The organism is Streptomyces sp. ST2-7A, assembly GCF_021390475.1.
Lineage (GTDB): Bacteria > Actinomycetota > Actinomycetes > Streptomycetales > Streptomycetaceae > Streptomyces.
The window spans coordinates 16331-28415 of the sequence record NZ_JAJUWS010000010.1; the positions used below are offsets into that span (position 1 = coordinate 16331).

General features: G+C 75.2%; 9 protein-coding genes and 1 pseudogene. 3 read left to right on the forward strand and 7 right to left on the reverse strand.

Annotated elements, in window-relative coordinates; genetic code table 11:
• Window positions 1–14: 14 nt before the first annotated feature.
• The 4 genes from LZF96_RS08400 to LZF96_RS08415 form a co-directional block, all read right to left on the reverse strand.
• Window positions 15–458 (reverse strand): MerR family transcriptional regulator, encoded by a 444-nt coding sequence (locus LZF96_RS08400; protein WP_233868018.1) that lies wholly within the window; start codon window positions 456–458, stop codon window positions 15–17.
• Window positions 459–723: 265 nt separating this feature from the next.
• Window positions 724–1608: a trehalose-phosphatase gene (gene otsB, locus LZF96_RS08405; protein ID WP_233868037.1), complete on the reverse strand. Its 885-nt coding sequence runs from the start codon at window positions 1606–1608 to the stop codon at window positions 724–726.
• A 308-nt stretch (window positions 1609–1916) separates the two neighbouring features.
• Window positions 1917–2684, reverse strand: a complete 768-nt coding sequence (locus LZF96_RS26955) for a DUF3263 domain-containing protein (RefSeq protein ID WP_233868040.1) — start codon at window positions 2682–2684, stop codon at window positions 1917–1919.
• 73 nt (window positions 2685–2757) lie between these two features.
• Window positions 2758–4038 carry an extracellular solute-binding protein gene (locus tag LZF96_RS08415; protein ID WP_233868043.1) on the reverse strand — a complete coding sequence of 427 codons (1281 nt, stop codon included), beginning with the start codon at window positions 4036–4038 and terminating at the stop codon, window positions 2758–2760.
• 616 nt (window positions 4039–4654) lie between these two features.
• On the opposite strand from LZF96_RS08415, the pseudogene LZF96_RS08420 reads away from it, so the two are divergent.
• Window positions 4655–5587, forward strand: a pseudogene (locus tag LZF96_RS08420) (ROK family protein); the annotation flags it as partial.
• Window positions 5588–5928: 341 nt separating this feature from the next.
• Window positions 5929–7161: an N-acetylglucosamine-6-phosphate deacetylase gene (nagA, locus tag LZF96_RS08425; RefSeq protein ID WP_233868045.1), complete on the forward strand. Its 1233-nt coding sequence runs from the start codon at window positions 5929–5931 to the stop codon at window positions 7159–7161.
• 121 nt (window positions 7162–7282) lie between these two features.
• Here nagA and LZF96_RS08430 read toward each other — a convergent pair whose 3' ends face one another.
• The gene (locus tag LZF96_RS08430) at window positions 7283–8278 is read right to left on the reverse strand and encodes a carbohydrate-binding protein (protein WP_233868051.1); all 996 of its coding nucleotides are present in this window, start codon (window positions 8276–8278) and stop codon (window positions 7283–7285) included.
• Between the two features lie 97 nt (window positions 8279–8375).
• Window positions 8376–9965 carry a diguanylate cyclase CdgB gene (cdgB, locus tag LZF96_RS08435; RefSeq protein WP_233868054.1) on the reverse strand — a complete coding sequence of 530 codons (1590 nt, stop codon included), beginning with the start codon at window positions 9963–9965 and terminating at the stop codon, window positions 8376–8378.
• Window positions 9966–10482: 517 nt separating this feature from the next.
• On the opposite strand from cdgB, the gene LZF96_RS08440 reads away from it, so the two are divergent.
• Window positions 10483–10956 (forward strand): flavin reductase family protein, encoded by a 474-nt coding sequence (locus LZF96_RS08440; protein ID WP_233868353.1) that lies wholly within the window; start codon window positions 10483–10485, stop codon window positions 10954–10956.
• Between the two features lie 410 nt (window positions 10957–11366).
• Here the strand turns inward: LZF96_RS08440 and arfB are convergent, their stop codons facing one another.
• Entirely contained in the window at window positions 11367–11795 is a 429-nt protein-coding gene (gene arfB, locus LZF96_RS08445; protein ID WP_233868057.1) for an alternative ribosome rescue aminoacyl-tRNA hydrolase ArfB, read from the reverse strand.
• Window positions 11796–12085 lie beyond the last annotated feature (290 nt).

Here is a 12085-nt window from a genome sequence, read left to right on the forward strand (position 1 = left end):
GGAGCCGGCAGGGGTCAGGCGGCCACGCCGGAGCGGGCCGCCTCGCGCTCGAACCCGGCGGACCCACCGTGTTCGGCGGAGGACACGGTCGCGGCCGGCGCCATGGTGGAGTACCAGTCGATCTTGCGGCGCAGCCGTTCCTGCTGTTCGCGCAGGAGCGCGATGTGCTCCTCGACCCGCGCGGCGTGCTCCACGAGGAGGGCGAGACGCCCGGGGATGGTGCCGTCGCCGGCGCGTGCCTGTTCGGCGTAGCGGCGGAGTTGGGCGATGGACATGCCGGTGTCCCGCAGACACCGCAACATACCCAGCCACTCCAGGTCCCGCTCGGAGAATCGACGGTGACCGGTGGAGGTGCGGGTGATGGGCGGAAGGAGTCCGATGCGCTCGTAGTAACGCAGCGTGTCGAGACTGAAGCCGCTCCGCTCGGCGGCCTCGGCCGGGGAGTAGGTGTCGCTCATGCCCCGAGAGTGACACCTGGAGTGCACTCCGGGTCAAGGGGACGGCTCTCCCCGGCGCGGACTTCGACCGGGATCGGAGGTGCGGGGCGCGGGACGGGGTTCGGGACCCCGGTACTCCGAGGTCCCGCATCGTTCCGTCCGGGGCCTGCTCCAAACCCCGGCCCCGGCCCCGGGCCCGGGGCGGGACGTCGGGCTCACCCCACCCCGGACACCGGGTACCGAACGCACCGGCCCTCGCACGCGCCGGCCCCCGGCCCCCGGCCGGTTATCCGGCGTCGGCCCGGTTCCCGTCCCCCGTCCCGGCGACGGCGTCCGCGAGACCGGAGAGCAGTGCGGCGACCCCGGCGGGCCCGTCGACGACCAGGTCGCACGCCTCGACCAGCGCCGGTACCTCGGTACTGCCGCTGCACACCCGTACCCCGGGCAGGCCGTTGTCCCGGAGCTTGACCAGTGCCTCGAAGGCGGCGAGGTCGCCAAGGTCGTCCCCGGCGTAGAGGACAACGGAGGGACGGGCGGAGCGGACCAGTTCGGCGAGGGCGGCTCCCTTGTCGGTGCCGGGTGGACGCAGTTCCAGGACGCGCCGACCGGGCTCGACGGTGAGGGCGTGGCGCGCGGCGAGGAGGATGAGGGGCTCGCGCAGGGCCTCCAGGGCGGCCTCGGGGTCGGCGGCACGGCGGGTGTGGACGGCGAGGGCGCCACCCTTGTCCTCGATGTGGACACGGTCCGACGGCAGTGCGTCGCGGACGATGCCGGGGAGGTCGGCGCGGGCCGCCATGACACCGGGGTGCGCGGGCGGAGTGGTCAGCCGCCCGTCGAGGGCGGTCCACCGTTCGGCGCCGTACGCGCCCAGGACGGTGAAACGGTCGAAGCCGGGGGTGCCGCGCAGGGCCTCGAACCCGCCCAGTCGCGCGGCGTCGGCGGCGGCCCTGCCGGTGATGACGGCGAGTCCACCGATGAGGGGCGCCAGGCGGGTGAGTGCGGGGGGTACGTCGGGGTGGGGCCGGGAGTCCTCGGGATTCGGCACGATCGGCGCGAGGGTGCCGTCGAAGTCGAGGGCGACGAGCGCGCGTTCGGGGGCGGCGAGGAACGCCGCCAAGCCGTCGCGGCCCGCTGCCGTGGTCGGGACGGGGAGTGCGGGATGGCTGCCCATGCCGGCGAGCCTACCGGCGCGTCGATCGCCCGGGGCGTGACGGGGCCGGGTCGGCCGGAAGGCGTTCCCCACGGAGTCGGTGGCGGGTGGACGGGCGCGGGGACCCGGGACGGGTGCGGCCGGGGCCGGTGATCGCGAGGGGCGGCGTTCGGCCACGGCCGGACGGGGACGGACGCGGCGTCGCGCGGTCGCTCACCGGGCGGGGCCACGGCGGGTGACCGTGGCGGGGCGACGGGTGGACGCTCCGCCGAGTGCGACGCTCCGCCGAGCGACGCCCGTGACCACCCCGCCCCAGGTGGTGGGAGGGCTCAGCGGTCGGAGCGGCGGAGGTCGCGCAGGCGACGGAGACGGTTGACGGTGACCGGGTCCCGGGCCAGGGCGGCGGGGTCGTCCAGGAGCGCGTTGAGCAACTGATGGTAACGCGTGGGGGACATGCCCAGCCGCTCCCGGATGACACGGTCACGGACTCCGGGGTTGGGGAAGGTACGGGCGGCGATGCCGAGGATCGCGAGGTCTCGATCGGTGAGGGGTCCGGCGTCGGCAGGGGTGGACGGGGCGCCGTCGGGGGGCTCGTCGGTGGGGTGGGGGGCGTCGTGTCCCTCCCCTTCCGGGATCGGCCGGACCTCCCCGGGGCCCTCGGCGGTGGGGCTCTCCGTGTCGCCGCCGGGTCCACCGGCCTCGACGCCGCCCCCCGGGACACCGGGGGCGTCCTCATCGGGCCGGGTGGGGGGCTCGTCTCCCACCCCCTGGGTGGCCTCGGCTCGGGCGGTTTCCGCCGGGGCGGGCGGCGTGCGGGGGGTGTCGGGCCCGGGCTCGTCGGTGGGCTCCGGCGTCCCGGCGTCGGCCGACGCGGGGGCGGGGGCGGCGGGGACGCGCGGTGTGCGCGCCCCCGCCGCTTCCTGCGGCGCGGTCCCCCTCCCATCGGAGGCCGCCGACGGGGTGTCGGGGCCGCCGGGGGAGGCGGCTTCGGGACCGGCCGCCGGTGCCGGCCCGTGGCGCTCCGGGCGGGCACCGGCCACCGGGCGGTCCGGATCTCCGGGTCGCCCGGCGTGCTCGGGTCGGCCGGCGCTGCTCACCGCTCCAGTCTAGGAGCGTCGACGGACAGCGGCTCGGTGGCGGGGGCCGGCCGGAGTCGCCCGCCCGGCGGGGTCAGCCCGCCGCCTCCTGCTGCTCGGCGTACTGCTGGAGGGCGGTCAGTACCCGCGCCGGGTCGTTGTCCGGCCGGACCGCCTCGCCGATGGTGCGGCGCATCTCTCCGGAGACCCGGGCCCAGCTCGCCTTCCCGACCGGGAAGGGGCGGGCGACGGGCAGCTGGTCGAGGAAGGGCCGGAAGCGGGTGTGGTCGTCGCTGACCTGCATCCGTTCGACGGCGGGGACGGTGACCGGTAGCAGGTGGTATCGCTCGGCGAAGGCGACGACGTGTTCGGTGGCGAAGACGTGTCCGAGGAAGGTCCGGATGGCGTCGAGTCGGCCGTTGCCGTTGAAGGCCATCAGCCAGTCGACGGAGCCCAGGGTGACCTCGGAGGGGCCGTCGACGCCGGGAACGGGGCCGGTGGTGTAGGCGATGTCGAAGAGTTCGGCCTGCCGCAGGAAAGTGGGGTGGGCGTGCATCATCGCGACCTCACCGCGACCGAATCCCCGGTAGACCTCGCGCCGGTCGGTGGTGCCGGGGTCGTTGGGCCCGGTGAGACGGGGACGGACGAGCTGGTCGCGCAGCCAGGTGAAGGTCTCGATGTTCTCCGCGGAGTTCAGCGCGTAGCCGCCACCGGATCGGGTGAGGCCACCACCGCCTCCGAGCATCCAGATCGCGGCCTCGGCGTGACCCTCCTCGGGGCCCAGCGGCAGGCCGTAGGGGGTCGGCACGCCGGAGGCGGCGAGAGCGAGGGCGGCTTCGCGCACTTCCTCCCGGGTGGCGGGCGGCTTGTCGGGGTCGAGGTCGGCGTTCTCGAAGAGTTCGCGGTTGCAGAAGAGACGACGGGTGTCGGTGGCGTAGGGCAGGCCGTACTGGACATGGCGCATCTCCCCGGCCCCGGCGAGTCCGGGCAGGAAGTCGGACTGCATGGGGAGGGTGAGCAGGTCGCCGGCGGGGTGGAGCAGACCGGCCTCGGCGAACTCGGCGTAGGCGCCGAGCTGGGCGATGTCCGGGGGTTCGCCGGCGGCGACCATCTCCGCGACGCGGGCGTCGGCCTCGTCGGGCGGGAAGACGGTCACGTCGATCATCAGATCGGGATGGTCGCGGCGGAAGCGGCGCACGAGTTCGTTCCAGAAGCTCTCGGTGCTGCCGGTGGCCGAGTCGGAGCCGTGCTCGACGGCGACCAGGCGCAGGATGTCGGCGGAAGCGCCCGGGTCCGCCTGTCGGTTGCCGCAGGCCGGCAGGGCACCGGCGGCGAACAGGCCGGCGGCGGCGCCGATGAAGTCTCGTCGTCTCACGTTCTCACAACCCCCTGGTCTTCCGTGGTCTCGCCGGGGGATGTGGTCGGGGCCGTGCCGCGGCGCCGGCCGACGGGTGGCCCGGGGCCGGGGAGGTGTGCCCGGGCCGGTGGCGCCGACCGCGCCGCGGGGTGGGCGGGCGGACGTCGGTGACCGGTGTCTCGTCCCCCGGTCGGGCCGGGCCGGGCGGGGCCGGGCCGGTTGGGGGCCGAGTCTGCCGTGCCGTGACGGGGTGTGTCGCCGGGAAGGCGGGTATCGCTTTCGCAACGGATTTCCCGGCCGGTGCCACCGGGGTGGGTGTGGCGGATGGGACGGAAGGGATTAATGATGGGGCCTCCGGTGCGGGGTTCCGGGGTTTCCGGTGGCAACTCGCCCCGAGGGGCCGGGCGGTGGGATGCCCGACAGGGGGCGCGGGGGCGACGGTCGGGCGCCGGTGGGGGCGCCGAGGCGCGAGGGGCGCACCCGGGACGGGAGGAAGGAGTCACGACAGCCCTTCACACTGGACTAGACCTTTCCGGGGTCTTCGGGCGAGACTTGCCCCGTGAGTCCCCCCGAGAACGCTCCCACGCGCGCGGCGACCGATCACGTGCTCGCCCTCGACGTGGGCGGCACCGGCATGAAGGCCGCGCTGATCGGCCCCGACGGACACCCCGTCCACGAGGCCCGCCGCCCCACCGGTGGAGTCGGGCCGTCGGCCGCCGGCGTGACGGGCCCGGCGGAGGGAGCGACGGCCGACGGTCGCGCCGACGCCGCTCTCACCGGCCTCCTGGATTTCGCCGACGACCTGGTCTCCATCGGTCTGGACCGGTTCGGCGCCCCACCCGTCGCAGCGGGCGTGGTCGTGCCCGGCATCCTCGACGGGGACGGGGATGTCGTGCGGTACGCCGCGAACCTCGGCTGGCGGGACGTCCCGCTGCGCCGACTGCTGGGCGAGCGCCTCGCCGGCATCCCGGTCGCCGTCGGACACGACGTGCGGGCCGGCGGCCTGGCCGAAGGGCTGCTGGGCGCCGGTCGGGGCGCCTCGCGCTTCCTCTTCCTCGCGCTGGGCACGGGCATCGCCGGCGCCATCGGCATCGACGGCCGGGTCGAGGCCGGCGCGCACAGCGGCGCCGGCGAGATCGGTCACATCGTGGTGCGTCCCGACGGCCCCGTATGCGGCTGCGGACAGCGCGGCTGCCTGGAGACGCTGGCCTCCGCCTCGGCGGTGGGCCGGGCCTGGGCCGCCGCCTGCGGCGATCCCGCCGCCGACGCCGCCGACGCGGCCCGCGCCGTGGAGGCGGGCGATCCGCGCGCGACGCGGGTGTGGGGGGAGGCCGTGGCCGCCCTCGCCGACGGCCTGCTGACCGGGATCACCCTGCTCGACCCGGAGGTGGTGATCGTCGGCGGCGGCCTGGCCCGCGCCGGCGACACCCTGCTCGATCCGCTGCGCACGGCACTGCGCGAGCGGATCACCTTCCAGCACCCGCCGGCCCTGGTGCCCGCGGAGCTGGGCGACGCGGCCGGCTGTCTGGGGGCGGGGCTGCTGGCCCGCGCCCGGGTCGCGACCGACAGCCGGCCCTTCCACGAGTCGACCCCGTCGGGAACGGGGGTTCCGGCGGGGTCCCGGGGGGCCGGCCCCGCCGCCGTCCCCGTGACCTCCCCCGAGCCCGGCACCGCCACCGACGCCTCGCCGGACCCCGACGCCGGGCGCCGCCGTGTCGCCCGGCCGCGGTCGGACATTCCCGAGCCCCGCCCCCCCCCCCGCCCCGCCGATGTCGCCGGGGTCCCGAACCGCCCGTTCGCCGCCGAGGGACACGGCGGCGCCCGGCGGGACCCGCGAGGAGAGGCGCCCGTCACCGCGACGGCGTTCCCCACCGGCCCCGCACCCGACTCCGCGGAGGTACGCAAGCCATGACCGTTCACACCCCGACCGGGGGCCGCGCCGGTTCAGTCGCCGCCGGCCGGACCGTGCTGACCGGCGCGAGGGTCGTGCTGCCCGGCGGCGTCGCCGAGGGCGGACGGGTCACCGTGGAGGGCGGACGGATCGTCACCGGCCGCCCCGAGGAGGCCGGCACCCTGGACCTGACCGGGTACTGGGTGCTGCCCGGCTTCGTCGACATGCACGTGCACGGCGGCGGCGGGGCCTCGTTCTCCACCGGCGCCGCCGACGACGCCCTGACCGTCATCGACACCCACCGGCGGCACGGCACCACCACCATGGTCGCCTCCACCGTCACCGACGACCTCGACGAGCTGGCCGAACGCGCCGGCCTGCTCTCCGAACTGACCGAACAGGGCGACCTGGCGGGCATCCACTTCGAGGGGCCGTTCATCGCCCTCAACCGCTGCGGCGCCCACCAGCCCTCGCTGCTGCGCGAGCCGGAGCCGGACGAGGTGCGCAAGCTGATCGGGGCGGCGCGCGGCGCGGCCCGGATGCTCACCATCGCGCCCGAGCTGCCGCACGGCATCGAGGCGGTGCGGCTGCTGGCCGACCACGGCGTGATCCCGGCCGTCGGGCACACCGACGCCGACTGGGAGACCACCCGCCGGGCCATCGACGCCGGCGCCCGGGTCGCCACCCACCTGTTCAACGCCATGCCGGCGCTCGCCCACCGCGCCCCGGGGCCGATCCCCGCGCTGCTGGAGGACGAGCGGGTGACGGTCGAGCTGATCAACGACGGCGTCCACCTGCACCCCTCGGTGCTGCGACTGGCCTTCCGCAACGCCGGGCCGGGCCGGGTCGCGTTCATCACCGACGCGATGGGCGCGGCGGGGATGGGCGACGGCACCTATCCGCTGGGACCGCTGGAGGTCGAGGTGCGCGACGGTGTGGCCCGGCTGGCGGAGGGCGGGGCCATCGCCGGCTCCACCCTCACCCTGGACCACGCGCTGCGCCGGGCGGTGCTGGAGGACCGCCTGGGCATCACCGAGGCGGCGCACGCGCTGTCCACGACGCCGGCGCGAGTGTTGGGGCTCGGGGACCGGGTGGGATCGATCGAGGCGGGCAAGGACGCCGACCTGGTGGTGCTGGACACCGACCTGACGGTGGTGGGCGTGATGCGGCGCGGCGAGTGGCTGTCCGGTCCGCCGGCACCGAACGCCGTCGCGGCGCCGGCCCCCACGGCGGGCGCGGCCCGTTCCTGACCCGGCCGCGGCCCGGAACACGCGGCGGGGCCGGGTCCGCCCCGAGGGGTGGGCCCGGCCCCGGTGTCGTCGTCCCCGTCACGGTCCACCCACGCGCCGTCGGGCGCGCGGGTGATCCGCCTCACCAATCCGGCTTGGCGCCCCGCTCGGTGATCAGGATCCGGTCGATCACGGCGTCACAACTGTCACCGTTGTCGCACCCGATGTAGATGACGTTCTCGCCCTCTTTGAGGTCGATGTAGTTGTACGTCCGGGTCCAGTTCTTCTCCCAGGCGCCCTGCTTGACGAAGTCGCGCAGGTGAAGGTCGTCGCGGATCTCCGAGGTGGAGTTGATCGCGAAGCTCATCTTCTGGTCGCCGTTGGGCACCGAATAGCCGACCCACAGGTCGTAGCTGCCCGGTTCCCCCCGGAAGTCGAAGGTCCAGGTGACGGTGGCGCCCACCCGGTTGAGGCCGGCGATGTAGGAACCGTCGGCGGAACGCGCGTTGGGGATGTCGCCGGCGAGGCCCGCGCCGTTGGAGAGCTGAAGGGAAGCGAGGTCGGCCCCGGGGAGCTCGACGGGCTCCTCCTCGTCCTCCTCGTCCTCCTCGTCCTCCTCATCGCCCTCATCGCCGTCCCGCGGGTCGTCGTCCTCCCCGGGCTCCCCGGGCTCCTCGTCCCCGGAGTCGCCGGCGCCGACGGACTGCGGGTTGCCGACGCCGGCGAGGTCGTCGCCGGCCTTCCCGTCGTCGCCGCTGAAGACGATGGCCGCGCCGACGCCCAGGACGACGGCGGTGACCACGGCGATGGCGCCGATCAGCAGACCGTTGCGCCGGGAGTCGTCGCTCCGGCCGTGGCCGGCGGGCGGTCCGGGCGGCGGGGTGCCGTAACCGGTGGTCTCGGGGGCGGCGTAGTGGGGCGCGGGCTGCTGGTGGCCGGCGTAGCCGTTCTGCTGCTGCGGGTAGCCGTACCCGCCGCCGCGGCCGGCACCGTAGTCGCGTTCGCCGACGGGCCGCACCCGGTCGTAACCGGAGGGCGGTGCCGGAGCGGCGCCGGAGGCGCCGTTCTCCGGGCGGTACAGGTAGCCGAACGGGTCGTCCCCCTCCGGGGTCCCCGCTCCGTGGTGGCCCGCGCTCATGGCTCGCGCTCCTTCTCGTTCCCCGCCCTCGGTCATGCCGGGGCCGAGCCTACCCCGTTCGGGTGAGAACGCAGGTCCCTTCCGGACGGCCGGCGACTCAGCCCGCGCGGCGTCTGCCGTGGGAGCGCGCCCGCTTCTCGATGTACATGCGCTGGTCGGCCGAGCGCAGTATTTCCTCGATGGAGAGGCCACAGGAGGCCCAGCCGATGCCGAAGCTGGCGCCGACCCGCACGGATCCGCCGTCGATGCGGATCGGCGGGATGACGGCGCTGCGCAGGCGTACCGCGAGGTCGGAGGCGTCGGCCGGACCGAGGCCGTCGGCGAGGACCACGAACTCGTCACCACCCAGCCGCGCCACGGTGTCGTCGTCGCGCACGCATTCGCGGAGTCGGCGGGCGACCTCCCGCAGGACAGCGTCGCCGCTGTCGTGGCCGAAACGGTCGTTGATGGACTTGAAGCCGTCGAGGTCGCAGAAGAGCACGGCCAGACCCTTGCCGTCCGCTCCGGGGGTGTCGGGGTCCAGCAGGTGCTCGTGGTGGTCGTAGGGCGGGGGAGCCGGGGTGCCGAACCCGTCGAAGACGTCGGTGGATCGGCGAACCGGGGTCTCGCGGGGGCGGGCGCATATCCGGTTGCCCAGGCGCAGGCGCAGCTCGGCGTTGTTGGGCAGGCCGGTGAGGGCGTCGTGGCTGGCACGGTGGGCGAGGGCCTGTTCGTGCCGCTTGCGCTCCTCGATGTCCTCGACGTGGATGAGCAGGAAGCGGGGTCCGTCGGCGGTGTCGGCGACGACCGAGTTGCGCAGGGAGACCCACAGCGTGCCACCGTCGCGGTGGATCAGGCGCAGTTCGGCGCGGCCGCCCTCGGCGGAGCTGCGCAGCAGCACCCCGATGTCATCGGGGTGCACGAGATCGGCGAAGAAGTGGCGGCGCAGCTGGGAGGCGGGGCGGGCGAGCATCCGGCACAGGGCGTCGTTGACGCGGATCAGCCGGCCGTGGGAATCCCCGCCCATCTCGGCGACGGCCATGCCGCTGGGGGCGTACTCGAAGGCCTGGCGGAAGCTCTCCTCGCTGGCACGCAGGGCGTCCTGTTCGCGCTCCAGGCGGGCGAGGGCGCGCTGCATGTTGGCGCGCAGGCGGGCGTTGCCGATGGCGACGGCGGCCTGGGTGGCGTAGAAGCGGATCGCCTCGCGGCCCCACTGCCCGGGGCGGCGGCCGTTGCGGGGCTTGTCGACGGAGAGGACGGCGATCAGTTCGCCGTCGAAGGAGTACATGGGGGCGAAGAGCCGGTCCATGGGGTGCCACTCGTCGGGGTAGCGGGGGGCGGGGCCGGTGGCGTGCCACTGGGGGACGTCGTCGTGGTCGAGGACCCAGCCCTCGGTGTGGGGTATGAAGCGCAGCTCGCCCCACTGCTCGCCCATGGACAGGCGGCGCTCCCAGGCGTCCCGGGAGCCGGTGCGCCCGGCCATCAGTGCCTCGGCACCGGGGCTGCCGGCGACGGCGGCGACCAGGAGGTCCCCGTCGGGGCGCACGAGGTTGACGGCGGCGAGTTCGAAACCGAGGGTGCGCACGGCGCCGTCGGCGATGGCCTGGAGGGTGTCCGCCATGCTGCGGGCGGTGTTGAGCCGGGACACGACCTCGTGCAGCTCGCGCAGCGAGGCGAGGTGGACATAGGGCTCCGTATCCGTTTCCATCACTCCCCCGGCGCTCGCGTGCACGTGCAGACACACAGACCACTGAATCACAGCGCGCTGCTCACTAGGTACACAGGGTCAACAATTAGTCCCATCATGTGATTCATGTCACATTTCCTACCCCTGATGGAATCACGATCGGCGCCCCGTGCGCCCCGTGCGCCCCGTGCGGCCCCCCTTCACCCTCTGCCACATCAACACTGGCGATCACATTCGCACAGAAAGCCTCCCTCGGCCGAACGTCCCACACCGGCCCCGGCGTTCCCATCGGCCGTCCGTCCGATCCGACGGCGCCTCCCCGCCCCATCCCTCCCGGGACCGCCCCCGGAGTCTCCGTCTCCGGACCCGGGACCGATCCCGACCCCGGACCCATGCGCGGAGCCCTCGGGGCGGTTAGCGTTTCGGTGTGTTCGACAGCGAAGCGACCCGACGCACGGCCCTGACCGACGCCCCCGATCCCGCCGACGCCCCCCTCGGGGCGACGGGGAACGTGAACGCCGACGACTTCCGTGCCGCCATGGCCCGCCTCGCCGCCGGTGTCGTCCTGATCACCGCCCACGACGAGGACGACGGCCCGATGGGCGCGCCGATCGGTATGACCGCCACCGCCTTCCTCTCCGTCTCCCTCGACCCGCCGCTGGTCATGGTGAGCGTGCGCACCGACTCCCGGATGGAGGAGGCGCTGCGCCACACCGACCTGTGGGCGGCCTCACTCCTCGCCGAGGACCAGCGCGCGCTCGCCGGCCGGTTCGCCATGAAGGGCCGGCTCAGCGACCGCCTGGTCTTCCGCGAGACGCCCCACACCCTCGGCGACCACACCGGCGCGCCCCTGCTGCACGGCGCCCTGGCCGTGGTGGAGTGCCGCACCGAACAACGAGTGGCCGCGGGAGACCACACCCTGTTCATCGGGCGGGTCCTGCACACCGACCTGCCCGCCTCCGAGGCCCGGCCACTGACCTACTTCCGCAGCCGCTACCGCGGCCTGGACTGAGCGACCGGAGCGGGTCGGGCCGGTCGGACGGGCGCGCCGGTCGGACGGGCCGGGGCAGCCCGTCCTCCGGTCACGATCCGGTCGCCCACCACCGACCGGCCGCCGGCCGCCGGCGGAGATCGCGGCCGGGTCGGCCACGACGGGCGGTCCCGCGTCGAGCGGCCCTCCGGGGCCGGGGGGCCGCCTCCGGGCGCCGGCGGGACGGGGCGGGACGGGGAAAACGGCCGGAGGCCGTCCGAGGGGACCGGCGAGATCGGACGGCGCCCCGTGAACACCCGCACCGAGCCCCGGGCACGGTCGTCGGGAGCCGGGGGACCCTTCCGGAACAGCGGTGCCCGAACACGTCGAACCGAAGGGCTCCGGCATCCACCCGACCGGCCGGACCCCGACGCGCCCGGCGGGGCGCCGGGTCAGTCCCAGGCGCCGCCGGACCGTCCACGCTTGGTGTCGCCGCGCCGCTTCTTCTCCCGCAGCCGCCGCTCATTGACACCGCGCGGCACCTTCCGCGCCCGGCGGGGACGCGGCGGCGGGGCCGTCGCCTCCGCCAGCAGCGCGGCCATCTTCCGTGCGGCGACCTCACGGTTGCGCCACTGCGAACGGTGCTCGGAGGCCGCCACCGTCAGCACCCCGTCCACCAGCCGGGTGGCCAACCGCTCCAGCGCCCGCTCCCGCCACACCTCCGGCAGGGCAGACGTCGCCGCCAGGTCGAGGCTCACCTCGACCCGGCTGTCGGTGGTGTTCACGTGCTGGCCGCCGGGCCCGGAGGAGCGCGAGAAGCGCCACCGCAACTCGGACTCCGGGAGGACGACCGAACCGCGGATCACGACTGGCTCGGACATGCCCCCATGATTCCCCGTCGGAACCCGCCGACGCATCCCCTTATCCGGCCCCACCGCCCCGAACACCCCGAACACCCCGACCGGCGTCCCCTGCCGGCGCCGCACCGCGCACGGGCCGCGCGCCGCACCGCGCCTTTCGGCCCCGGGCCGAAGAGGTTCGGCCATCGCGTCCGTCCGGGGCGGAACCTCTCCGACCTCACCCGACGTTGGAAACGATGCGGGTAACGTCGTCCGCGAAGGGCCGGGGCGGCGCGGGACACACGCCCCGACCCGCACCGGTGAACACGCCG

Excerpts from the sequence above, each read along its gene's own strand:
- cdgB (WP_233868054.1), bottom strand. The coding sequence starts at position 9,965 with ATGGAAACGGATACGGAGCCCTATGTCCACCTCGCCTCGCTGCGCGAG.
- otsB (WP_233868037.1), bottom strand. The coding sequence starts at position 1,608 with ATGGGCAGCCATCCCGCACTCCCCGTCCCGACCACGGCAGCGGGCCGC.
- LZF96_RS08430 (WP_233868051.1), bottom strand. The coding sequence starts at position 8,278 with ATGAGCGCGGGCCACCACGGAGCGGGGACCCCGGAGGGGGACGACCCG.
- LZF96_RS08400 (WP_233868018.1), bottom strand. The coding sequence starts at position 458 with ATGAGCGACACCTACTCCCCGGCCGAGGCCGCCGAGCGGAGCGGCTTC.
- arfB (WP_233868057.1), bottom strand. The coding sequence starts at position 11,795 with ATGTCCGAGCCAGTCGTGATCCGCGGTTCGGTCGTCCTCCCGGAGTCC.
- LZF96_RS08440 (WP_233868353.1), top strand. The coding sequence starts at position 10,483 with ATGGCCCGCCTCGCCGCCGGTGTCGTCCTGATCACCGCCCACGACGAG.
- nagA (WP_233868045.1), top strand. The coding sequence starts at position 5,929 with ATGACCGTTCACACCCCGACCGGGGGCCGCGCCGGTTCAGTCGCCGCC.